We start from the raw sequence: 23,510 nt of genomic DNA, 5'->3' as shown, positions 1-23,510 counted from the left end.
CCGCCGTCTGCCGGCAGAGCCACCTCACGCCACCCGCGCGGACGCTCATGGACGAGGCGCGACAGTACGCGGCGCGAACACCCTCCGCGTGGGAAGTGCCCGCGACGGAGCGCACTCGTGATGGATACTGAAGAGGGACGCCCGGAAATGGCGAGGTGGTGGCGATGGCACTCCACGAGAGGGACTCGGCAGAATCTGCGGATCCTGCGAGCGGGCGCCGACGTTGGCTGGCCAGGGCCGCCTACCTGGCGATCTTCGCCTCGGTTGCCGTGCTGCTGGTGTTCGCCGGATTGCACACCCTGACGCTGCTGATCGTGGCCGTCGGCGCTGCGGTGGTGGAGGTCGCGGCGCTGTTCTGGTTCCTCACGAGCCGCGGCGCGCTCCGCTGGATATCGCTGGTCGTGCTCATTCTGACTCCGATCGTCGTGCTCTGGCTTCTCGTCAGCGCGCGGCTGCTGTGGGTGGTGCTGCTCGCCGCGGCGCTCGCCGCGCTCGCCGTCGTCTGCGCCCGCGCCGCCCTCGGCCGGGATCGCTCGGACTGGGTGATGCCCGAGCATCCGGCCGTGCCGCCGAAACACGCCTTCCTGGTGATGAATCCGCACTCGGGTGGCGGGAAGGTCGGGAAGTTCGACCTGAAGAGGCGAGCCGAGGCACTCGGCGCCGAGGTGGCCCTGCTCGAAGGACCGGGGACGGTGGACGTCGAAGCGCTGGCCAGGGACGCGGTGGCACGCGGCGCCGATCTGCTCGGCGTGGCAGGCGGCGACGGCACACAGGCGCTGGTCGCCGGCATCGCCGCCGAGCACGACCTCCCGTTCCTGGTGATCAGCGCGGGCACCCGCAACCACTTCGCGTTGGATCTCGGATTGGACCGCGAGGATCCGTCCCGCTGCCTCGACGCGCTGACGGACGGGATCGAACTGCGCATCGACCTCGGCAAGGTCGGCGAACGAACCTTCGTCAACAACGCCTCGTTCGGCGCCTACGCCGAGGTGGTACAGAGCCCCGCCTATCGGGACGACAAGACCGGCACGACCCTGCGGATGCTTCCCGACCTGATCGAGGGGCAGCGCGGGGCACGCCTCCTCGCCCGTTTCGGGGACAGTACGGTCGAGGGACCCCAGGCCGTTCTGGTGAGCAACGGGCCGTACGAGATCTACGATCTGGCCGGTCTCGGACGCCGCCCGCGACTCGACCGCGGCACCCTCGGCGTGGTGACGATCTCGGTGAGCAGCACGCGGCAGGCCGTGGCTCTGCTTCGTCGAGCGCGCCAGGAGGGGCTGATCCAGCATTCCGGTCGCGAGGTCGTCATCACCGCAGACGGGCCCTCGATTCCCGCCGGGATCGACGGCGAAGCCCTCGTGATCCCCACGCCCGTACGGTGCACCGTCACTCCCGGGGCGCTGCGGGTACGGGTTCCACGCAACCGTCCCGGTGTCCGCCCGCCGGCCCGGCCGGTGGACTGGGTCCGGCTCCGCCGACTGGCATTCGGGGGCTCGAATTCTGCGTGACGCGGTACCGGTCGGCGGCGGCCGTCAGTATCCCGCGTCGAAGTCGAACTCGTTGATCAGGGCGGCGTCACCCGACAGGTAGCGTCCGAGATTCTCGACGAACAGATCGACGATCTTCCCGTTCTCCGACGGCACGTTGGCTGCGCTGTGCGGGCTGAGGATGACGTTGTCGGCCGCCCACAGCGGCGAGTCCTCCCGCAGCGGTTCGGTGGACGTGACGTCCAGGACCGCCCCGCCCAGGCGCCCCGCCGACAGGGCTTCCGCGAGAGCGTCTTCGTCGATGATCGGCCCCCGGCCGAGGTTGACGACCAGTGCGCCGTCGGGGAGGGCGGCGAGTTCCAGCTGTCCGATCAGGCCGCGCGTGCGCTCGGTGAGGGCACAGGAGATCACGAGAATGTCTGCGGTGGGCAGATGCTCGGCGATCAGGTCGGTGGTGGTCATGACGTCGAAGGGCCCGCCGGCGGGTCGCGGCGTGCGGGCGACGCCGGTGGCGGTGACGGCGAAGCAGCGGAGCAGTTCCGCTGTGCGCGAGCCGATCTTGCCTGCGCCCACGATCAGCGCGTGTCGTCCCTCGAGTTCGGTCGTCGCCTGTTTGCGCCACGTCCGGTCGCGCCGGTCCGCGATGAGCCGGGGGAGTCCGCGCGCGAAGTGGAGGATGCCTGCGAGCGCGAACTCGGCCAGCGGATCGGCGTGCACGCCCGCGGCGGTCGTCACCGTCAGCGGTGCATGCGACAGCCCGAACCGCTCGATCAGCTGTCCGGCGCCCGCGGACGTCGCCTGGATCCATTGCAGGTTCGGCGACTGTTCGAGGGTGCGTTCGGGGTGGCGCCAGTCGAAATCGAACATGACGTCGGCGGTCCGCAGCATCGACGTCCACCGGTCGTGCTCGCCGGCCGTCAGTTCGCGCGGCACCCCGACGTGATCGCTGTGCCACCGGGGCCGGGGGAGCAGTTCGGGGGCGTACGTCACCCGGATCCGACGGTCGCTGCGTGCGATCCTGTCGACCAGGTCCTGCTCGAGATACGACGCGAGGAGCACGTCGACGCACGGGTCGGGCACGGTGTCTCCTTCAGTGCGGACGGTCGGACGTCGCTGCGCTCGGCTCGACCTCCGGTGCGGCGGCGGATTTCGGCATCGCCGCCGCGGCGACGACGAGCACGACGGCCGCGCCGAGAGCGGCCAGGAACACCAGGTGCAGGGCGCCGGCCAGATCGACCGGCGCCGGGTGGTCGTCGCCGCCCAGCCGCGCGTTGACGAGGGCGCCGAACAGGGCGACCCCCACGGCGCTGCCGATGGACCGGGCGAACATGTTGGTCGATGTGACGACGCCGCGCTCCGACCAGTCGACACTCGACTGCGCGGCGATGAGGGTGGGGCTCGCGACGAGACCCATGCCGCCGCCGATGACGAAGCAGCAGATCGCCACCTGCCACACCGCCGAATCGATGGACAGGGCCAGGGTGAGTGCGGTGCCCGCGACGACCAGCAGGCTGCCCGCGGTGGCCGTGACACGGAAGCCGAAGCGCAGGTACACCCGACCGGACTGCGATGCGGCGATCGGCCAGCCGATGGTCAGCGTGGCCAGCGCGAACCCCGCCACGAGTGCGCCCGTCCCGAGCACACCCTGGGTGAACGTGGGGACGTAGGTGGTCAGGCCGAGGACGATGGCCCCGACCAGCAGGGAGACGAGATTGCTGGCCGCGAGAACCCTGCGGGTGAACACCCACAGCGGCAGGACCGGTTCGGCGGCGCGTCGTTCCACGAGGACGAACGCGATGAGGAACACGGATCCCGCGGCGAAGATTCCGAGGCTGACCGGTGAACTCCACGCCCAGGCCTGCCCGCCTTCCAGGAGTCCCAGGATGAGCAGCGTCGCCCCGACGGCCAGGATGCCGGCGCCTGCGTAGTCGACGGACCGCTGGGTGCGCACCCGCTTCTCGTCGAAGTTGCGGATCAGCATCACGGCCGCGAGCAGGCACAGGGGAATGTTGACGAAGAAGATCCACCGCCACGACAGGTACTCGGAGAACAGGCCGCCGAGGGTCGGGCCGACCACCGCCGACATGCCCCACACGCTGGCCAGGTAGCCCTGGGCCTTGGCGCGTTCGGCGAGGGTGTAGATGTCTCCGGCGATGGTCATGCTCATCGGCTGAACCGCTCCCGCGCCGAGTCCCTGCACCGCGCGGAACGCGATGAGCGCGGGCATGCTCCACGCAATCCCGCACAGCACCGAGCCGACGCCGAACAGGGCGATGCCGAGGAGCATCACCGGTTTCCGGCCGAAGATGTCCGCCAGCTTGCCGTAGATCGGCACCGACACGGCCTGGGTGAGCAGGTAGATCGAGAACAGCCACGGGAACTGCGTGAACCCGCCGAGATCCCCGACGATGGTGAACACCGCGGTCGAGATGATGGTCGCGTCGAGCGCGACCAGTGACGTCGTGAGCATCAGCGACACGAGAATCGGTCCGCGTTCCGAACGGAATCCGACGTCCACCTGGGCCGTGTCCGTCGCCATTAGCCACCTTTTCCCGTTACCGCGCTCACAAGAGTTCCTGAACAACGGTAACGACACCGGGCGGCGATGTGTTCCGCGGCCGCCGTCCCCCGGCTCGAAGGTCAGCGGCCGGCGGTCGGTGCCCGACCGATAGGCTGGATCACCGTGCGCCCCTCACTCGATTCATACGCCCATCTGGCCGGTGGCAAGGTCCGCGACCTCTACACGATCGACGACGAGCACCTCCTGTTGGTCGCGAGCGACCGGATCTCCGCCTACGACCACGTCCTCAGCACCCCGATCCCGGACAAGGGGCGGGTGCTCACCGCGATGAGCGTCTTCTTCTTCGGCGTCCTCGGCGGCAACAACCACCTGGCCGGTGAACCCGACGACAGCCGGATCCCCGAAGAGGTCCTCGGCCGCGCGCTGGTGGTCCGGAAGCTGAAGATGGTTCCCGTCGAGTGCGTCGCCCGCGGGTACCTCACCGGATCCGGGCTGATCGACTACAACGAGACCGGCGCGGTGTGCGGAGTCGCACTGCCCGAGGGTCTGGTGGAGGCGAGTCAGCTTCCCGACCCGATCTTCACGCCCGCCAGCAAGGCCGAGCTGGGCGAGCACGACGAGAACATCAGCTTCGAGGCCGTGGTCGACAAGGTGGGTCAGGATCTGGCCGTGAAGCTGCGCGACGACACCCTCGACGTCTACGGCCGGGCATCCAACTTCGCCGCCGACCGGGGCATCATCCTCGCCGACACCAAACTCGAATTCGGACTGGACCCGAAGGGCAACCTGGTTCTCGCCGACGAGGTCCTCACCCCCGACTCGTCCCGGTACTGGCCCGCCGACGGCTACGAGGCCGGGAAGGTGCAGCCGAGCTTCGACAAGCAATTCGTCCGCAACTGGCTCACCGGCCCCGAATCGGGCTGGGACCGGGCATCCGACACTCCGCCGCCGCCGCTGCCCGCGGAGATCGTGGAGGCGACCCGCGCGCGGTACATCGAGGCGTACGAGCGGATCTCGGGTCTGTCGTTCGCGGACTGGGTGGGCTGACCCATGGCCACCGAAGGCGCGAAGCTCACCCCACCAGTCGCGAAGAAGGTCCCCACCGAACGGGTCCACCACGGGCACACGTTCGTCGACGAGTACGAGTGGCTGCGGGCCAAGGAAGACGCCGAGGTCGTCGCGTACCTCGAGTCCGAGAACGCGTACACCGAGCAGCAGACCGCACATCTCGCGCCGCTGCGGGACCAGATCTTCCAGGAGATCAAGTCCCGCACGCAGGAAACCGACATGTCGGTTCCCACCCGGATGGGCGACTGGTGGTACTACGCCCGCACCATCGAGGGCAAGCAGTACGGCGTCCAGTGCCGGGCCCCGATCGCGGGCGCCGACGACTGGACCCCGCCGGAACTGACGCCGGGCGTCGAACTGCCCGGTGAGCAGGTTCTGCTCGACGGCAACGCCGAGGCCGAGGGTCACGACTTCTTCTCCGTCGGCGCCTTCTCCCTCAGCCACGACGGCACGCTCCTCGCGTACTCGGTCGACGTGGTCGGCGACGAGCGCTACACGCTGCGCTTCAAGAACCTCGAGACCGGGAAACTGCTGCCCGACGAGATCCCCGACACCGCGCCCGGCGTCACCTGGGCCATCGACCACAGCCACGTCTTCTATCTCACCGTCGACGAGTCCTGGCGGCCCGACACCGTGTGGCGGCACAAGCTCGGCACCGACCGCGCGCAGGACGTCACCGTGTTCCACGAGCCCGACGAGCGGTTCTGGGTGTCGGTCGGGTCCACCCGGAGCGAGAAGTACCTCGTGATCTGGGTGGGGTCGAAGATCACCAGCGAAGGCTGGGTGCTCGAATCGGAGAACCCCGAGGGCGAGTTCCGGGTGGTGCTGCCGCGGCGCGAGGGCGTCGAGTACGGCGTCGAGCATGCCGTCGTCGCCGGGGAAGACCGCTTCCTGATCATGCACAACGACGTCGTCGACGGTGAGAAGGCCGAGAACTTCGTGCTCGCCGAGGCGCCGGTGTCCGACCCGACGTCGCTGACCATCCTCATCCCGCACCGCTCCGACGTGCGGTTGGAGGAGGTCGACGCGTTCGCCGATCACCTGGTGCTCGGGTACCGCCGGGAAGCATTGACCCGGCTGGCCGTCTGGCCGCTCGGCGACGAGGGCTACGGCGAGTTCACCGAGATCGAATTCGACGAGGAACTCTTCAGCGTCGGGCTCGGCGCCAACCCGGAATGGCGGCAGCCGACCCTGCGGATGGCGTTCACGTCGTTCATCACGCCCGGCCAGGTGTACGACTACGTGCTGTCGACGGGTGAACTCGCGCTGCGCAAGTCGCAACCCGTGCTCGGCGACTTCGACGCACGCAACTACGAGCAGCAACGCGACTGGGCCGTCGCCGAGGACGGGACGCGCATCCCGCTCTCGATCGTCCGGCGCAAGGCGGACGGCGCCGACGGTCCCGCCCCCACGCTCCTCTACGGGTACGGCTCGTACGAGGCCAGCATGGACCCCGCGTTCTCGGTCGCCCGGCTGTCGCTGCTCGATCGCGGCGTGGTGTTCGTGGTCGCGCACGTGCGCGGCGGCGGCGAGATGGGCAGGCACTGGTACGAGACCGGGAAGACGCTCACGAAGAAGAACACCTTCACCGATTTCGTCTCGAGCGCACGGCATTTGATCGACACCGGACGCACCACGCCACAGCAGTTGGTCGCCGACGGCGGCAGCGCGGGCGGCCTGCTGATGGGTGCGGTGGCCAACCTGGCTCCGGAACTGTTCGCCGGCATCCTCGCCAACGTGCCCTTCGTGGACCCGCTGACGTCGATCCTCGACCCCTCGCTGCCGCTGACCGTCATCGAATGGGACGAGTGGGGCAACCCGCTGGAGAATGCCGAGGTCTACGAATACATGCGTTCGTACAGTCCGTACGAGAACGTCGAGGCCAAGGACTACCCGGCGATCCTCGCGATCACCAGCATCAACGACACCAGGGTGCTCTACGTCGAACCGGCGAAGTGGGTCGCCAAACTGCGGGCCACCAAGACCGGCGACTCGCCGCTGCTACTCAAGACGGAGATGAGCGCCGGGCACGGCGGCGTCAGCGGACGCTACGAGAAGTGGAAGGAAGTAGCGTTCGAATTCGCCTGGGTGCTCGACACGATCGGCAACTAGGTAATGCGCCACCCGCGCCGAGGCTCCGATCTCGGCGTGTGGTTTGCGTCGGCGGGCGAGGCGGAAGTCGGTTTGTCAGGCCACTTTCCGTCTCGCCGGGCTCAGATGCAGAAACTGATGCTGGCCGACCCCAGTGGCAGGTTGAGGCAGACGGCGATCGAACCGACTGCCGGGGTCGGTGACGGCGCGGCCGGCGCCGCGACAGCTGCGGGAGCAGCCAGAGTACCGAGCGACAGGGTCAACGCGATTGCGGCGAGTGTGGTGGCAATTCTGCTAGACATTGTGAAGGTCCTTGACTGAGTTACTGCGAGCCGGAGGTGACTCCTCTACAATCGTCCACCGATGTGATGCAGGTCACAACCCCGGTTCGGTACTTCAGCGCAGCGCGTACCGGATCTGCGGACGACCGGCCCTGCCGTACTCGGTGTGCCGAGTGAGCACCCCGTCGTCGGCGAGACGTTCGAGATACCGCCAGGCCGTGACCCGGGAGACCCCGATGCTGGCCGCCACCTCGGCCGCCGTCAGTGGTCCGGCAGCGTCACGGACGCACGCAGAAACGTGGTCGAGCGTCTGTGGTGCAACGCCTTTCGGGGATGCTGCGCGCTCGTCGGAGGTGCGCAGCGCGGACATCGCCCGATCGATGTCGTGCTGACTCAGCGCGTTGCTTCCGGCGGGCAGGGCGTCGCGGAATTCCCGGTACCGCTCGAGTTTGTCGCGGAACGCCGCGAACGTGAACGGCTTCAGGAGATACAACGCGATTCCGCGCGCCACGGCGGTGCGGACCATCTCGAGGTCGCGGGCCGAGGTCACGGCGATCACGTCGGGACTCGGTCGCACGCCGCTCAGTGCCGCCGCGACGTCGAGGCCGCTGGCATCCGGCAGGCCGATGTCGAGGAGGACGAGGTCGATGGGGTCGTCGCTGCCGTTCGCCGCGGCGACCGCGCGCATGGCGCCGTTGCCGTCGTGAACGACGGTGTGGACCGAAAAGCCCGGAATGCGTTCCACATACGCCCGGTGGGCCTCGGCGATGAGTGGTTCGTCCTCGACGATCATCACGCGGATCACGAGGCGGCCCCCTCGATCGGGATCTCGACGACGATCATCGATCCGAGTGACGGCTCCGTGTGGATCGTCCCGCCGTGCCGGGCCACCACCTGGGCCACCAACGCCAGTCCGAGCCCGCGCTGACCCGACTTGGTGGAGTAGCCGCGCGTGACCGCCTTGTCGAGTTCGTCGGCGGGAATGCCGGGTCCGCTGTCGGCCACCCGCACCACCATCGTCGAATCCTCCTGACGGACGGTCACTTCCACCCACGCATCCTCTCCGGGGGACGCTGCCGCGCCGCGGGCGGCGTCGATCGCGTTGTCCACGAGATTACCCACCAGCGTCACGAGTTCACGCGCACTGAGTGGCGCCACGGGCCCGAGAGCGGTGTCCTCGGTGACGGTCAGGTCGACTCCCCGCTCGGCAGCCACACCCACTTTGCCCAGCAGCAGTGCGGCCAGGGCGGGTTCGTGCACCGCCGTCATCAGGCGGTCGATCAGTTCCTGCGACAACCGCAGATCCTCGGTGGCGAACGCGATCGCGTCGTCGTAGCGGCCCAGTTCGACCATCGTGATGATCGTGTGCAGTCGGTTCGCCGATTCGTGCGCCTGCGACCGTAGCGATTCCGCGAAGCCGCGCACCGAATCGAGTTCGCCCATGATGCTTTGCAATTCCGTGCGATCACGCAGTGTCAGCACGGTCCCGAGACGCTGCCCCTCCCACGTCACGGGTTCCCGGCTGACGAGCAGCACGCGGTCGGGGGTCACGTGCACCTCGTCCCGGGAGTCGTCGTCCTGCGACTGCCGCAGCGACTCCGGCAGCGCGGCCAGCGGGACGGGGCCCTCGGGGAGATCGAGGAGGCGGCGCGCTTCGTCGTTCACCACTTCGGCATTCGCGGTGTCACCGCTGTCGCGGCCGAGCACCACCAGGCCCTCGCCGATCGAGTGCAGGACGGCGTCGTGATGCTCGTACATCTGCCGCAGCTCGTCCGGGGCCATCCCCAGCGTCTGACGGCGCAGGCGCCTGCTCAGCAGGAACGAACCTGCCGCCGACACCGCTAGGCCGATCGCGGCGACCGCGAAGATGGTCGGCAGGCTCGCGGCGAACTGGTCGCCGATCTTCGCCCGGGTGACGCCGACGGACACCAGGCCCGCGATCCGGTCGCCGTCGTACACCGGTGTCACCGCCCGGATCGAGGGTCCCAGCGAACCGGCGTACGTCTCCGTGAACGTCTCCCCGCGGAGCGCACGCTCGATGTTCCCGGAGAACACGCCGCCGATCAGCTCCGGGTTGGTGTGGGTGAAGCGGATGCCCGCGGGCGTCATCACGACGATGAAATCGGTGCCGGTCGCGGCGCGGATCTGCTCGGTCTGAGGCTGGAGAACGGCCGTCGGGTCGGGGGACCGCAATGCCTCGACGGTGCCGTCCGACAGCGCGAGTGTGGTCGCGACCGCGGTGACGGCGCGCCGGGTGGTCTCGTCGCTGTCGCGACGCTGGTCGACGATGGCCAGCGCGGTCCCGGCGCCGATGACCAGCACCAACACGACGAGCTGCAGGAGGAAGAGCTGCCTCGCGACGCTCATGGGCCGTCTCGGCGGATGGTGCGGCAATGCATTTCTCCTGAACGTAATGAACACAAACTTCTCCGGCCAAGCGATCGCTTAGAAGATTCTTCCAAGACGTGATCGCGGTCACTAACCGGCCTCACCGATCAGCTTGCCACTCGAATTGGAGGACAATCCCATGAGTACTGCGACAGGGAAGACCAAGAAGCGCGACCGGACACACTGGTTGTACATGGGGGTCATCGTCGCCGTCGTCGCGGGCATCCTCGTCGGGTGGCTGGCTCCGGGAGTCGGCAAGTCGCTCGGCGTGCTCGGCACGATGTTCGTCGATCTGATCAAGATGATGATCAGCCCGGTCATCTTCTGCACGATCGTGCTCGGCATCGGATCGGTGAAGGCCGCCGCCAAGGTCGGCAAGGTCGGCGGGCTCGCCCTCACCTACTTCATCGGCATGTCGACCATCGCTCTCGGCATCGGCCTGCTGGTCGGCAACCTGCTCGACCCGGGCACCGGCCTGAACATCAGCGCCGACACCGCGAGCACCGGAGCGGCGCTCGCCGAGAAGGCCCACGGCGCCGGCGGCACCATGGACTTCCTCCAGTCGATCATCCCCACGTCGCTGATGTCCGCGCTGACCGAGGGAAGCGTCCTGCAGACCCTGTTCGTCGCGCTGCTCGTCGGCTTCGGACTGCAGGCCCTCGGCAAGCAGGGTGAACCGATCCTCCGCGCCGTCGGCTCCGTCCAGAAGCTCGTCTTCAAGATCCTGTCCATGATCCTGTGGCTCGCCCCGATCGGTGCCTTCGGTGCCATCGCGAACGTCGTCGGCCAGACCGGTCTCGGCGCCGTCGTCCAGCTCGCCACGCTCATGCTCGGCTTCTACCTCACCTGCCTGATCTTCGTGTTCGGTGTCCTCGGATCCGTGCTCCGCGTCGTCGCAGGCGTCTCGATCTTCAAGCTGGTCCGGTACCTGGCCCGTGAATACCTGCTGATCTTCGCCACCTCCTCCTCCGAGTCCGCCCTGCCCCGCCTGATCGCCAAGATGGAACACGTCGGCGTCGAGCGCACCACCGTCGGAGTCGTCGTCCCCACCGGCTACTCGTTCAACCTCGACGGCACCGCGATCTACCTGACCATGGCGTCGATCTTCATCGCCGACGCAATGGGCCAGCCGCTGTCCTTCCCCGAGCAGCTGTCGCTGCTGGTGTTCATGATCATCGCGTCCAAGGGTGCTGCCGGAGTCAGCGGCGCCGGGCTCGCCACCCTCGCCGGCGGCCTGCAGAGCCACCGTCCCGAACTGCTCGACGGCGTCGGCCTCATCGTCGGGATCGACCGGTTCATGTCCGAGGCCCGCGCGGTCACGAACTTCTCCGGCAACGCCGTCGCCACCCTGCTCGTCGGTTCCTGGACCAACACGATCGACAACGACCGCGTCCGCACCGTCCTCGACGGCAAGCTCCCCTTCGACGAGTCGACGATGGTCGATGACGGCCACGGCGAGGTCGTCGAAGAGCAGGCCACCGAGACGCCTGCCGCCGACGAGCCGAAGGTGCTCGTGAAGAGCTGACACCCACTCCGAAGTAAACCTCTGTGCGCCCGGGCGATTCGAAGCCTGGGCGCACAGAGGTTTCTTGGCTACGTTGGTGCGCATGACGACACCTGTTCAGAACATCGATATCAACACACTCGGCGGCACCCCGACCTCACTCGGCGAATACGACGGCCGCGCCGTCCTCGTGGTGAATGTCGCCTCGAAGTGTGGACTGACCCCGCAGTACAAGGGCCTCGAGAAGCTCGCCACCGACTACGCCGACCGCGGGCTGACCGTGATCGGCGTCCCGTGCAACCAGTTCATGGGGCAAGAGCCCGGCACCGCCGAAGAGATCGAGACCTTCTGCTCCACCACCTACGGCGTCACGTTCCCGTTGCTGGAGAAGATCGAGGTGAACGGTGAGAACCGGCACCCGCTGTACGAGGAACTGACCAAGGCCACCGATGCCGAGGGCGCCGCGGGCGACATCCAGTGGAACTTCGAGAAGTTCCTCGTCGCACCCGACGGCACCGTCGTCAAGCGGTTCCGTCCCCGCACCGAGCCCGAGGCACCCGAGGTCGTCGAGGCCATCGAGGCGGTCCTGCCGAAGTAGGCGCTTCGGGCTCGTGCGCCTTTCCGGTAGCTCCCACTACCAGAAAGGCGCACGAGCTTTGCCCCGTGTTCACGTTCACCTGTCACGCTGGGCCCATGACCGGACAGCTGATCGTGTCGGTGTCGGGGATCAAGGACGAGACGCGCGACTTCGCGGCCGCGTTCGCCGAGGAGATGGACGCACGTGGCGTGCCGCTGTCGCTGCTCGTCGCCCCACGCCTGAAAGACAAGTATCGACTGGTCAACGACCCCGCGACGCAGGACTGGCTCCGTGCGCGCCGATCCCGCGGCGACGCCGTCGTCCTGCACGGATACGACCAGGCCGCCACCAAACGCCGTCGGGCCGAGTTCGCCGCGCTGCCCGAGCACGAGGCGCGGCTGCGACTGCTCGCGGCAGACCGGGTGATGGAACAGACCGGGCTGCGCACCAGACTGTTCGCTCCGCCCCGCTGGCTGGCGTCGCAGGGCGCCGTCGCGGCACTGCCGTCCGCCGGGTTCCGGCTGCTCGCCGGGATGACCGCCATTCACGACCTCGAACGCGGGACGTCGGTGCGGTCGCGGGTGCTGGGGATCGGGGAGGGGTTCCGCGCCGAACCGTGGTGGTGCCGGGCCCTCGTCCTGGGCTCCGGACGCACCGCCAAACGCGGGGGCGTGGTGCGCCTCGCCGTCACCGCCAAGCAACTGGGCACGTCGGGACCGCGGCAGGCGATGCTCGACGCCGTCGACCTCGCGCTCTTCCACGACGCGCGGCCCGGCGTGTACCGCTGGGAGCAGCGGATTTCGCAGATCGGCGCCGCCTGACCCGTGAGTACTTGTTAACCGCGGGCGGTTAACAAGTACTCACGGGGCCGTCAGGCCACCTCGACGCTCGACTCGCTCGGCATCGTGCGGAACTCGGTGCCCTCGGGCGCCATGTCCGAGTAGCGACCGTAGAAGATGCCGGTGGCCTCGTTCGCGATGATCGCCTGGTGGATGGGCACCGCGACCCGCGGTGCGACGGCCCGCAGGTAGTCGATGGCCTCGGAGATCTTCAGCCACGGCGCCGCGGCGGGCAGCGCCAGCACGTCGACCTTCTGCTCCGGGACGAACAAGGAGTCGCCGGGGTGCATCAGCCGGGCCGGGTTCGCGGCGTCGCCGAGCAGGAACGCCGTGTTGTCGATCACCGGGATGTCCGGGTGGATCACCGCGTGCCTGCCGCCGGTGCCGGTGACGTGCACGTCGCCGATGTCGAACTCGTCGCCGGCGTGCACCCCCGTCCACGCGCCGCCGAGCTGCGCCGCGGTCTGCGGGTCGGAGTACAGCGCCGCGCCGGGGTTCGCCTCGACGAGGGCGGGCAGTCGCTGCTGGTCGACGTGGTCGGGGTGCTGGTGCGTGACCAGGATCGCGTCCAGACCGGTGATGCCCTCGAATCCGTGCGAGAAGTTGCCCGGATCGAAGAGGATGGTGGAACCGTTCAACTCGACGAGGACGCAGCTGTGGCCGAAGTGAGTCAGTCGCATGAATTCGAGTATGCGCCTGCGTGCATGGCTCGTCCCGTTCGTCCGATGCGAACCGCAGGCAGGTAGCCCGGTAAACTTCCGGGTGCCCGGTGTTCCACTCTGGGCTCGCGCACAACAACAAGGAGCAGCACGTGGCCCGTGTCGTCGTCGAAGTCATGCCCAAGGCCGAGATTCTCGACCCCCAGGGGCAGGCCATTGTCGGAGCGCTGCCGCGGCTCGGCTTCGCTGGAGTTTCCGATGTCCGTCAGGGCAAGCGGTTCGAGCTCGAGGTCGACGGCAGTGTCGACGACGCTCAGCTCGAGAAGATCGCCGAGGCCCTGCTGGCCAACACGGTGATCGAGGACTGGACCGTGAGGCGCGTCGAAGCATGAGCGCCCGCGTCGGAGTCATCACTTTCCCCGGCACCCTCGACGACGTCGACGCCGCCCGCGCCGTGACCCTCGCCGGCGGCGAGGCCGTGAGCCTGTGGCACGGCGACGCCGACCTCAAGGGTGTCGACGCCGTCATCGTCCCCGGTGGCTTCTCGTACGGCGACTACCTGCGGTGCGGCGCCATCGCCCGGTTCGCGCCCGTCATGGGCAAGGTCGTCCAGGCCGCGCAGGGCGGTATGCCCGTCCTCGGTATCTGCAACGGCTTCCAGGTCCTGTGTGAAGCGGGCCTGCTGCCCGGCGCGCTCACCCGGAACGAGGGCCTGCACTTCATCTGCCGCGACGAGTGGCTGAAGGTCGAGGCCACGTCGACGGCGTGGACGTCCCGCTACGAGACGGGTGCCGAGATCCTCGTCCCGCTCAAGTCCGGCGAGGGCCGCTACCAGGCGTCGGCGAACGTCCTCGACGAACTCGAGGGTGAGGGCCGCGTGGTGTTCCGCTACGCCGGCGACAACCCGAACGGTTCGCAGCGCGGCATCGCGGGCATCTCCTCGGCCAACGGCCGCGTGGTGGGCCTCATGCCGCACCCCGAGCACGCCACCGAGGCCCTCACCGGGCCCAGCGACGACGGACTCGGCATGTTCTATTCCGTGCTCGACAGCGTCATCTCCGCCTGATCCGATCGGCGCCGTGCGGGCCTCGGCCACGCACGGCGCCGATCAGGCCATTTCTACCTGACGGCGCGGATCACCACGATTTCCTCGACGGTCTGACCGACCTCGATGAGCCCTCGCCGCTCGAGCATCTCCCGCCGTTCGACGAGGACGGGTCCGAACGGGATCTCGGCCATCGCGGCGACGTCGACCGTCATGTTCTGCTCCTCGAGCATCGTCAGCGTCTTCTCGACTCCGCTCAGGCCGGACTGCGCCAGCAGCAGAACCCCGCCGTCGACGAGAAGGTCGGGGGCCTGGCAGCAGATCCGGTCGAGCAGCGCGCGACCGTTCTTTCCCGCATCCCAGGCGCGCGCCGGACCGCGGTCGGGCACCGTGTCGACGGATGCCGGGACGTACGGCGGATTGGACACGACGAGGTCGAACCGGTCCTGCCGGACGTGTTCGGTGAGGTCTCCGCGGATCACCCGGATCCGGTGTCCGCGGGCGAGCGCATTGAGCCGGATGCTGATCGCCGCCCGCCTCGACACGTCCACTGCGGTCACCCGGCCCGCGCCGGCGGCCGCGGCGGCCACGCTCAGCGCGCCGGTCCCCGCACACAGATCGAGCACCCGGGAGTGGGGACCGAGTCGCTCCGCCGCCAGGACACCGGCCAGCAACTGCGTATCGTGTTGCGGGCGATAGACTCCGGGAAGACGTAGCAGCATCGAAGACTCCTCGGTTGCCGGGCGCATCGGCGTACGCCAACCGAGTGCCACCGGGCGCTCACTGTGGACGCCGTGCGTCTGATTACCGAACAGTTACCCCACTCGCCGCGGGGCCAATCACGCCTGCGGGTCCGGCGGCCGTGGCGGCGATCCGGAAGACGCGCGGAACCCGAGGCGAACTGGCACGATCGACGGGTGACGTACACCGAGCAGTTGCGTGATCTCGCGGCCCGGCACGGGGTGGCGACGTCGTATCAGGGTTGGGACAAGCGGCGTCACGAGGTGGGCGACGACACGCTCCGCAGCGTCCTCGCAGCGCTCGACGTTCCCGCCGCAACAGAGGACGAGGTGCGGCGCGCCCTGTCCGAGCGCGACGTGGCGCCGTGGCGGCGGATGCTGCCGCCCGTCGTCGTCGGCAGGAACGGATCCGAGACCCGTTTCGTGGTCCACGTCCCGCACGGCGAGGCGGTAGACGTCACGATCGACACGGAGTCGGGCGCGACGGTCCCGGCACGCCAACTCCAGGTGTGGGTCGATCCGCGGGAGGTCGACGGTGTTCTCGTGGGGCGCGCGACGTTCGCCGTGCCCTCCGACGTTCCGTGCGGGTGGCACACGGTGCGGGCATCCACTGCGGGCACCTCCTCGTCGTGCACGCTCGTGGTGACACCGGCCCGGTTGTCGACGTCCGATGCGCTGCGTGACCGCAGGCGCTGGGGTGTGCTCACGCAGTTGTACTCGATCCGGTCGCGTCGGTCCTGGGGTGTGGGGGATTTCGGCGACCTCGCGGATCTCGCGTCGATCTTCGGTTCCGTCCACGGCGCCGACTACGTCCTGGTCAATCCGCTGCATGCGGCGCAGCCCCGGCCCCCGATCGAGGCGTCGCCGTACCTGCCGACCACCCGCCGCTACGTCAACCCGATGTACATCCGTGTCGAGGACATCCCGGAGACGGCGTACCTGTCGACGCGACGCCATGCGCGGATGCGCGACGCCGCAGCGCGATTCGAGCGGGCCAACGACCGGTCCGACCGGATAAACCGCAACCCGTCGTACCGGGCCAAACTCCGCACGCTCGAACGGGTCTTCCGGGTCGAGCGCAGCCCGAGCAGGCAGCATGCGTTCGAGGAGTTCTGCCGCGTCGAGGGTGACGGGCTGCGGGACTTCGCGACCTGGTGCGCGCTCACCGAGAAACTGCCACCCGACGACCCGCGATGGACGACGAAAGCGCAAGCGCCCGACAGCGACTGGGTGCAGGCGCAGCGGCGCAAGCTGACGCCACGAATCCAGTTCTACTCGTGGCTGCAATGGGTATGCGACGAGCAGCTTTCCGCCGCACAGGACGCGGCGCGCGCGGCGGGCATGGACATCGGGATCGTGCACGACCTGGCGGTCGGCGTGCAGCGCGGGGGTGCGGACGCGTGGTCGCTGGGAACGGCTCTGGCAGAGAGTATTACCGTCGGTGCTCCTCCCGACGACTTCAATCAGCAGGGCCAGCAGTGGAATCAGCCGCCGTGGCGGCCGGATCGACTGGCCGAACTGGGGTACGCCCCGTACCGCGACATGCTGCGCACCGTCCTGAAGCACGCGGGCGGGCTGCGGGTCGACCACATTCTGGGGCTGTTCCGGCTGTGGTGGATCCCCGCCGACGCGCAGACGCCTGCCGACGGAACGTACGTCACCTACGACCACGAGGCGCTCATCGGGATCCTCGCGCTCGAGGCGGAGCGGGCCGGCGCCGTGGTGATCGGCGAGGACCTCGGGGTGTTCGAACCCGCGGTCCAGGACTACCTCGCCGAGCGTGGCATCCTCGGGACCTCGATCCTGTGGTTCGAGCACGACGGCGAGCGGCCGACGCCGCCGGAGCAGTACCGGACGCTGTGCCTGACATCCGTGACCACACACGATCTTCCGCCGACCGCCGGATACCTCGCCGGCGAACACATCGCATTGCGGTCACGGCTCGGGCTCCTCGAACGGGATCTCGAACTCGAGAAGGAACACGACGCGCAGCAGCGCGAGGCCGTCCTGCAACTGGCGCGCGACCGCGGATTGCTGGCGGAGGACGCGTCGATCCCCGACACGGTGAAGGCTCTGTACCGGCTGATCGGCCGGAGTCCGTCGCTGCTGTCGGGCGTCGCGCTCGCCGACCTGGTGGGGGAGTACCGCATCCAGAATCAGCCGGGCACCGACGAGACCCAGTATTCGAACTGGAAGATTCCCCTCGCCGACGCGTCCGGGCGCGCGGTCCACGTCGAGGACCTGACGGACGGCGATTTCGGGTTCGTCGAGGACGCAACCCGCGCTTAGGGCGCGAGGGCGCGCATCGCCAGGTCGACGACGGCGTCGGCGTGCTCGTGGGTGAGGGGATGGGCTCCGGACTGCCAGCGGTAGAACATCGGTGCCATGAACAACTCGAACGCCAGGGTGAGGTCGACGTCCGACCGTATCTGTCCGGCGCCTTGCGCCGAGCGGAACCGCGCTGCGACGAACTCGAACTGCGACCGGTAGATCCGTTCGACGATCTGTTCCCGCAGGGCCGGGTCCTGCAGCGATTCGATGGACAGCGCCCGGAACAGCGGTTCGAAATCGGGGGACGTGAACTCGTCGACGGTCGCGCGGAGCACCAATCGCATGTCGGCGGCGAGGTCACCGGTGTCGGGCAGGGCCAGGGCCTCCTGGGCGCCGGCCGCGTTCTGTTCGTGCAGGGCGTCCACGACGAGTGCGCCCTTGGACCGCCACCAGCGGTAGATGGTCTGCTTCCCGACCTGCGCGCGTGCGGCGATGCCCTCGATGCTGATCTTCCCGTACGGCTGTTCGCGGATCAGCTCCTGTGTGGCCTGCAGGATCGCGGCGCGGGACCGTTCGGATCGGCGGGGATTGTCGGCGGACGGCATGAACGGATCCTAGATCAGACGAGACGTATCGTCTTGACTCGCCTGCGGTCCGATGTCACGATGTAGCGAGACGGACCGTTCCGTCTCGGAAAGGATGAAGATGACCCGCTCACACATCGCCATGGTCAGCATCCCGGCGCCCGGGCACGTCAACCCCAGCCTGGAGATTCTCCGAGAACTCGTCGCGCGCGGGCACCGCGTGACGTACGCCAACGACGCCGCCGTGAAGGACGTCGTCGAGAGCACCGGAGCGGAATTCAAGGAGTACGCCTCGACGTTGCCGCGCGCGAACACCGCCGGCGCGGCGGACGAGTCCGGGAAGTCCTGGGACGGCGACACCATCGATCACCTCACCCTGTTCCAGGCCGAGTACGAGTCGATGCTGCCGCAACTGCGGAGACTGTACGAGGACGACCGCCCCGACCTGTTCCTCTACGACATCGCGGGAGGCCCCGCCCGCGTCCTCGCCGAGGAATGGAACGTGCCGATCGTGCAACTGTCGCCGACGTACGTGGCCTGGGAGGGCTACGAGGACGACATGAAGTCGTCCGTGGACACCATGCGGGCCGACCCGCGCGGTGCCGCACTGTACGAGCGGCAGGGGAAACTGCTGCGGGACAACGGGGTCGAGACCGACCCGGACGAGTTCTACGGGCGCCCGGGCCGGGCGGTGGTGCTGATCGCGAAATCGATGCAGCCCAACGCCGACCGCGTGAACGAGGACGTCTACACGTTCGTCGGACCTGCGCTGCCCACCCGGCGGCCCGCCGACGGCCGGTGGGAGCGTCCGGCGGGCGCGCACAAGGTGCTGCTCGTCTCGCTCGGCACCGCGTTCACCGATCACGCCGACTTCTACCGCCGCTGCATCGAGGCATTCGGCGACCTCGACGGCTGGCACGTCGTCCTGCAGATCGGGCAGCACGTCGACGTCGGTGAACTCGGCGCCGTGCCCGGCAACGTGGAGGTCCACCGCTGGGTGCCGCAGTTCGACATCCTGGGGCAGGCCGACGCGTTCCTCACCCACGCCGGCATGGGCGGGTCCAGCGAGGGCATGTTCACGGGGACCCCGATGATCGCCGCGCCGCAGGCCACCGACCAGTTCGAGAATGCCGACGCGCTCGTCGCCGCGGGAGTGGCGGTGCGCGTGGACAGTTCGGACGTGTCGGCAGCCGGACTGCGGGACGCGCTCACCCGGATCGACGCCGAGCCGGTCCGTCGCCGCAGCGCGGAGCTCGCCACCGAGTTGCGTTCTGCCGGTGGCGTGGACGCTGCCGTCCGGGTCATCGAGGAGTTCCTGTGAAGCCGCGAAACGTGTCGGTGGTCACGTCTACTCTGCGGGCATGGCACTCACACTCGGCATGATCACGTTCGACACCACCGACCCGGGGCCGCTCGCGAACTGGTGGGCGAAGCAGACGGCGGGCACGGTCGAGCAGGAGAACGACGGCTGGTTCTACGTCGTCGCCCTTCCGGATTCCGCGCAGAAGCTGGCGTTCCAGAAGGTCGACGATCCCACTCCGGGGAAGAACCGCATCCACCTCGACCTGGCGTCCGAAGACCTCGACGGCGAGGTCGGCAGGCTGAGTGCCGACGGCGCGACGGAGGTCGGGCGGCACGAGATGGGCGGTTTCCGATGGGTCACGCTCGCCGATCCGGACGGCAACCAGTTCTGTGTCTCGGGTCCCCACCCGTGACAGCGGGTCCTGCATGATTGACCCCATGCCTTCCACTACGTGGGCCGACGCCCAGGGACTCTGCACCTTCGTCGATGCCTCACCGTCGCCGTTCCATGTGTGCGCGACGGTGTCGATGTTGCTGACCGGCAACGGTTTCACCGAGTTGCACGAGACCGACTCGTGGCCCGGCGAGCCCGGCCGGTACTTCCTGGTGCGCGGCGGATCCCTCATCGCATGGAGCACCGAGGGGGTGGGCCGGACGGCGCCGTTCCGCATCGTCGGCGGGCACACCGACAGCCCGAACCTGCGCGTCAAGCAGCACCCCGACCTCTCGTCGGCGGGGTGGCAGCTGGTGGGTCTCGAACCGTACGGCGGCGCGTGGCTCAACTCGTGGCTCGACCGCGACCTGGGCATCTCCGGGCGGCTGAGTGTGCGGGCGGGCAACACGGTGGAGGAGAAGCTCGTCCGCGTCGACGAACCGATCCTGCGCGTGCCGCAGCTGGCGATCCACCTGTCCGAGGACCGCAAGGGCGTGCACCTCGATCCGCAGCGCCACCTCAACGGCGTGTGGGGCGTGGGTACCGAACGCCGGTCGTTCATCGACTTCGTCGCCGAGCGGGCGGAGGTGCCCGCCGACGCGGTGCTCGGGTGGGAACTGATGACCCACGATCTCGCGCCCAGCGCCCTGGTCGGAACCGAGCAGGACCTCGTCAGTGCGCCGCGGCTCGACAACCAGGGCACCTGCTACGCGGGAACCCAGGCGCTGCTCGCGGCGGCCGAGAACCCCGGGGATCGGGTGCCGGTGCTCGCGCTGTTCGACCACGAGGAGGTGGGGAGCATGTCCGATCGGGGCGCGTTCTCCGATCTCCTGAGCACCGTGCTCGAGCGCATCGTCCTCGGCCGCGGCGGTGGTCGCGAGGAATTCCTGCAGACGATGGCCGGGTCGATCTGCGCGTCCGGGGACATGGCGCACGCGACCCACCCGAACTACCCGGACCGGCACGAGCCCGCCCACCACATCGCCGTCAACGGGGGACCGGTGCTCAAGGTCAACCAGAACCTGCGCTACGCCACCGACGCGGCCGGGGCCGGGGCATTCGCGCTCGCTTGCGACCAGGCCGGCGTGCCGCTGCAGCGGTACGTGCACCGGGCCGATCTGCCGTGCGGTTCGACCATCGGCCCGATCACCGCGTCCAGGACGGGGCTGAGCACCGTCGACGTCGGCGCCGCCCAGCTCGGAATGCATTCCTCGCGGGAGCTGATGGGCGCCCGTGACGTGCGTGCCTATTCCGACGCCCTTGCGGCCTTCCTCACACCGACGGCGTGACGGGGAAGGGGCGAGGAGCGCCAGGTCGGTGCCGGAACGAGCCGCCGGATAGACTGACGTACGGCTCGTCGCCACCCGGCTTGCGCCGACCGTGACTCCCGGCTTGCCTCTCTTGACTCCCGTAGGGAAGGGACCCCACCTCCAGTGTCAGCACACCCGGTCGATACCGTCACCGCCGCCACCGCGACCCCCGACGTCGCACAGCCTTTCAAGGAGCTGGGTCTCAAGGACGACGAGTACGCCCGCATCAAGGAGATCCTGGGCCGGCGCCCCACCGAGGCCGAGCTCGCGATGTACTCGGTGATGTGGAGTGAGCACTGCTCCTACAAGTCGTCGAAGGTGCACCTGAGGTACTTCGGTGAGACCACGACCGACGAGATGCGGTCGTCGATGCTCGCGGGCATCGGCGAGAACGCCGGCGTCGTCGACATCGGCGACGGCTGGGCGGTCACGTTCAAGGTCGAGAGCCACAACCACCCCTCCTACGTGGAGCCCTACCAGGGTGCGGCCACCGGCGTCGGCGGCATCGTCCGCGACATCATGGCCATGGGCGCCCGTCCCATCGCGGTGATGGACCAGCTGCGTTTCGGTGCGGCGGACGCCCCGGACACCCGGCGCGTCGTCGACGGGGTGGTGCGCGGTGTCGGCGGCTACGGCAACTCGCTGGGTCTGCCCAACATCGGCGGCGAGACCGTCTTCGACGAGTCCTACGCCGGTAACCCCCTGGTCAACGCCCTCTGTGCCGGGACGATGCGGGTCGAGGACCTGCACCTGGCGTTCGCGTCCGGCGCCGGCAACAAGATCATCCTGTTCGGTGCGCGCACCGGCCTCGACGGCATCGGCGGCGTGTCCGTGCTGGCGTCGGAGACGTTCGACGGCGACGAGAGTGGTACCGGCCGGAAGAAGCTGCCGGCGGTGCAGGTGGGTGACCCGTTCACCGAGAAGGTGCTCATCGAGTGCTGTCTGGAGCTGTACGCCGCGAAGCTGGTGGTCGGCATCCAGGACCTGGGCGGGGCCGGGCTGTCCTGCGCGACGTCGGAGCTGGCCGCGGCCGGCGACGGCGGCATGCACATCAACCTCGAGCAGGTCCCGATGCGGGCCACCGGCATGACCGCCGCCGAGGTGCTCTCCAGCGAGTCGCAGGAACGGATGTGCGCGGTCGTCACCCCGGCGAACGTGGACGCGTTCATGGAGGTCTGCAGGAAGTGGGACGTGCTGGCCACCGTCATCGGTGAGGTCACCGACGGGGAGCGGCTGACGATCTCCTGGCACGGCGAGACCGTCGTCGATGTGCCGCCGCGCACCGTCGCGCACGAGGGCCCGGTGTACGAGCGCCCGGTGCAGCGTCCCGCGAGCCAGGACGCCCTGGTCGCGAACACCACCGCCGGCCTGACACGGCCCGCATCGGCGGAGGAGCTGAGGGCGACGCTGCTGAAGATGCTCGCCTCGCCGGCGCTGTGCAGCCGCAAGTGGATCACCGAGCAGTACGACCGCTACGTGCGCGGCAACACCGTCCTGGCCGAGAACGCCGACTCCGGGGTGATCCGCGTCGACGAGACCACGGGCCGCGGCATCGCGCTCGCCACCGACGCGTCCGGCCGCTACACCGCGCTCGACCCGTACACCGGTGCGCAGTTGGCGCTCGCGGAGGCGTTCCGCAACGTCGCCGTCACCGGCGCCACCCCGAAGGCGGTCAGCAACTGCCTGAACTTCGGGTCCCCCGAGGACCCGGGGGTGATGTGGCAGTTCCAGCAGGCGGTCCGCGGTCTGGCGGACGGCTGCGCGACGCTGGGTATCCCGGTCACCGGCGGCAACGTCAGTTTCTACAACCAGACCGGGTCGACCGCGATCCTGCCGACCCCGGTGGTGGCGGTGCTCGGTGTGATCGACGATGTGCACCGGCGGATCCCGACCGGTCTCGGGCTGGAGCCGGGGGAGACGCTGATCCTGCTCGGTGAGACCCGCGACGAGTTCGACGGGTCGATCTGGTCGCAGGTCGAGCACGGTCACCTCGGTGGGGTGCCGCCGCAGGTCGACCTCGGCCGGGAGCAGTTGCTGGCCGACATCCTGCTGGCGGCGTCCCGGGACGGGTTGGTGTCGGCGGCGCACGACCTGTCCGAGGGTGGTCTCGCGCAGGCCGTCGTCGAGGCCGCGCTGGCCGGGGAGACGGGCTGCCGGATCCTGCTTCCCGAGGACGCGGATCCGTTCGTCACGTTGTTCTCGGAGTCGTCGGGTCGGGTGCTGGTCGCGGTTCCGCGTACCGAGGAAACTCGCTTTACCGGGATGTGCACGGCCCGTAATCTGCCGTGGGTGCGTATCGGTGTGGTGGACGAGGGGTCCGATTCCGTCGAGGTCCAGGGCCAGTTCTCGGTCTCGCTGGCCGAGCTGCGCACGACGTTCGAGGGAACTCTGCCGGCATTGTTCGGGTGAT

At 68.9% G+C, this 23,510-nt stretch carries 21 protein-coding genes and 1 pseudogene; 14 read left to right on the top strand and 8 right to left on the bottom strand.

All coding sequences use genetic code 11. From position 1 onward, the window contains the following. Both P3H15_RS16340 and P3H15_RS16335 read left to right on the top strand, forming a co-directional pair. Positions 1-131 (top strand): annotated as a pseudogene (locus P3H15_RS16340) (LysR family transcriptional regulator); the annotation flags it as partial. 33 nt (positions 132-164) lie between these two features. Further along, entirely contained in the window at positions 165-1,508 is a 1,344-nt protein-coding gene (locus tag P3H15_RS16335; RefSeq protein WP_276138199.1) for a diacylglycerol kinase family protein, read from the top strand. 24 nt (positions 1,509-1,532) lie between these two features. Here P3H15_RS16335 and P3H15_RS16330 read toward each other — a convergent pair whose 3' ends face one another. Then, positions 1,533-2,567 (bottom strand): D-2-hydroxyacid dehydrogenase, encoded by a 1,035-nt coding sequence (locus P3H15_RS16330; RefSeq protein WP_276138198.1) that lies wholly within the window; start codon positions 2,565-2,567, stop codon positions 1,533-1,535. A gap of 10 nt (positions 2,568-2,577) precedes the next feature. After that, a complete protein-coding gene (locus P3H15_RS16325; protein ID WP_276138197.1) occupies positions 2,578-4,026 on the bottom strand; it encodes an MDR family MFS transporter in 1,449 nt (482 codons plus the stop codon). 144 nt (positions 4,027-4,170) lie between these two features. Here P3H15_RS16325 and P3H15_RS16320 point away from each other — a divergent pair, with 144 nt between their 5' ends. Together P3H15_RS16320 and P3H15_RS16315 are read left to right on the top strand one after the other, a co-directional pair. After that, on the top strand, positions 4,171-5,055 hold the full coding sequence (locus tag P3H15_RS16320) for a phosphoribosylaminoimidazolesuccinocarboxamide synthase (RefSeq protein WP_276138196.1): 885 nt from the start codon (positions 4,171-4,173) through the stop codon (positions 5,053-5,055). 3 nt (positions 5,056-5,058) lie between these two features. Next, complete coding sequence (locus P3H15_RS16315) at positions 5,059-7,188, top strand: S9 family peptidase (RefSeq protein ID WP_276138195.1); 2,130 nt, start codon at positions 5,059-5,061, stop codon at positions 7,186-7,188. Between the two features lie 101 nt (positions 7,189-7,289). Here the strand turns inward: P3H15_RS16315 and P3H15_RS16310 are convergent, their stop codons facing one another. The 3 genes from P3H15_RS16310 to P3H15_RS16300 all read right to left on the bottom strand — a co-directional run bounded on the left by P3H15_RS16310 (position 7,290) and on the right by P3H15_RS16300 (position 9,815). Further along, entirely contained in the window at positions 7,290-7,469 is a 180-nt protein-coding gene (locus tag P3H15_RS16310; protein ID WP_015888663.1) for a hypothetical protein, read from the bottom strand. A gap of 94 nt (positions 7,470-7,563) precedes the next feature. Next, the gene (locus P3H15_RS16305) at positions 7,564-8,253 is read right to left on the bottom strand and encodes a response regulator (protein WP_005244415.1); all 690 of its coding nucleotides are present in this window, start codon (positions 8,251-8,253) and stop codon (positions 7,564-7,566) included. Further along, the gene (locus P3H15_RS16300; protein ID WP_276138194.1) at positions 8,250-9,815 is read right to left on the bottom strand and encodes a sensor histidine kinase; all 1,566 of its coding nucleotides are present in this window, start codon (positions 9,813-9,815) and stop codon (positions 8,250-8,252) included. The genes P3H15_RS16305 and P3H15_RS16300 overlap by 4 nt, the downstream gene beginning before the upstream one ends. 160 nt (positions 9,816-9,975) lie before the next feature. Here P3H15_RS16300 and P3H15_RS16295 point away from each other — a divergent pair, with 160 nt between their 5' ends. The 3 genes from P3H15_RS16295 (at position 9,976) to P3H15_RS16285 (ending at position 12,738) form a co-directional block, all read left to right on the top strand. Beyond that, the gene (locus P3H15_RS16295) at positions 9,976-11,361 is read left to right on the top strand and encodes a cation:dicarboxylate symporter family transporter (protein WP_276138193.1); all 1,386 of its coding nucleotides are present in this window, start codon (positions 9,976-9,978) and stop codon (positions 11,359-11,361) included. Between the two features lie 82 nt (positions 11,362-11,443). Beyond that, on the top strand, positions 11,444-11,938 hold the full coding sequence (locus P3H15_RS16290) for a glutathione peroxidase (RefSeq protein WP_276138192.1): 495 nt from the start codon (positions 11,444-11,446) through the stop codon (positions 11,936-11,938). A gap of 95 nt (positions 11,939-12,033) precedes the next feature. Next, positions 12,034-12,738: a DUF2334 domain-containing protein gene (locus P3H15_RS16285; protein ID WP_276138191.1), complete on the top strand. Its 705-nt coding sequence runs from the start codon at positions 12,034-12,036 to the stop codon at positions 12,736-12,738. Between the two features lie 50 nt (positions 12,739-12,788). Here P3H15_RS16285 and P3H15_RS16280 read toward each other — a convergent pair whose 3' ends face one another. Beyond that, positions 12,789-13,436 carry an MBL fold metallo-hydrolase gene (locus tag P3H15_RS16280; RefSeq protein WP_124392575.1) on the bottom strand — a complete coding sequence of 216 codons (648 nt, stop codon included), beginning with the start codon at positions 13,434-13,436 and terminating at the stop codon, positions 12,789-12,791. A gap of 131 nt (positions 13,437-13,567) precedes the next feature. Here P3H15_RS16280 and purS point away from each other — a divergent pair, with 131 nt between their 5' ends. Continuing rightward, on the top strand, positions 13,568-13,807 hold the full coding sequence (gene purS, locus P3H15_RS16275) for a phosphoribosylformylglycinamidine synthase subunit PurS (protein WP_005244409.1): 240 nt from the start codon (positions 13,568-13,570) through the stop codon (positions 13,805-13,807). After that, positions 13,804-14,481, top strand: a complete 678-nt coding sequence (gene purQ, locus P3H15_RS16270; protein WP_276138190.1) for a phosphoribosylformylglycinamidine synthase subunit PurQ — start codon at positions 13,804-13,806, stop codon at positions 14,479-14,481. Before purS ends, purQ begins: the two co-directional genes overlap by 4 nt. Positions 14,482-14,534: 53 nt before the next feature. Here purQ and P3H15_RS16265 read toward each other — a convergent pair whose 3' ends face one another. Then, a complete protein-coding gene (locus P3H15_RS16265) occupies positions 14,535-15,182 on the bottom strand; it encodes a HemK2/MTQ2 family protein methyltransferase (RefSeq protein WP_276138189.1) in 648 nt (215 codons plus the stop codon). A 195-nt stretch (positions 15,183-15,377) separates the two neighbouring features. On the opposite strand from P3H15_RS16265, the gene malQ reads away from it, so the two are divergent. After that, entirely contained in the window at positions 15,378-17,489 is a 2,112-nt protein-coding gene (malQ, locus tag P3H15_RS16260) for a 4-alpha-glucanotransferase (protein ID WP_276138188.1), read from the top strand. On the opposite strand, the gene P3H15_RS16255 is transcribed toward malQ, so the two are convergent. Further along, complete coding sequence (locus P3H15_RS16255; protein ID WP_276138187.1) at positions 17,486-18,076, bottom strand: TetR/AcrR family transcriptional regulator; 591 nt, start codon at positions 18,074-18,076, stop codon at positions 17,486-17,488. The two genes, malQ and P3H15_RS16255, sit on opposite strands and share 4 nt — an antisense overlap. A gap of 100 nt (positions 18,077-18,176) precedes the next feature. On the opposite strand from P3H15_RS16255, the gene P3H15_RS16250 reads away from it, so the two are divergent. The 4 genes from P3H15_RS16250 to purL all read left to right on the top strand — a co-directional run bounded on the left by P3H15_RS16250 (position 18,177) and on the right by purL (position 23,509). Next, positions 18,177-19,376, top strand: a complete 1,200-nt coding sequence (locus tag P3H15_RS16250; protein WP_276138186.1) for a macrolide family glycosyltransferase — start codon at positions 18,177-18,179, stop codon at positions 19,374-19,376. Between the two features lie 40 nt (positions 19,377-19,416). Then, positions 19,417-19,770, top strand: coding sequence for a VOC family protein (locus P3H15_RS16245; protein WP_095863618.1), 354 nt, complete (start codon positions 19,417-19,419; stop codon positions 19,768-19,770). 25 nt (positions 19,771-19,795) lie between these two features. Further along, positions 19,796-21,079, top strand: coding sequence for a M18 family aminopeptidase (locus P3H15_RS16240; RefSeq protein WP_276138185.1), 1,284 nt, complete (start codon positions 19,796-19,798; stop codon positions 21,077-21,079). Between the two features lie 144 nt (positions 21,080-21,223). Next, on the top strand, positions 21,224-23,509 hold the full coding sequence (gene purL / locus P3H15_RS16235; RefSeq protein WP_276138184.1) for a phosphoribosylformylglycinamidine synthase subunit PurL: 2,286 nt from the start codon (positions 21,224-21,226) through the stop codon (positions 23,507-23,509). The last annotated feature ends 1 nt before the right edge of the window (position 23,510 follow it).

This window comes from Rhodococcus sp. T2V (genome assembly GCF_029269925.1).
Lineage (GTDB): Bacteria > Actinomycetota > Actinomycetes > Mycobacteriales > Mycobacteriaceae > Rhodococcus_F > Rhodococcus_F koreensis.
This window is presented reverse-complemented; position numbering and strand designations above follow the sequence as displayed.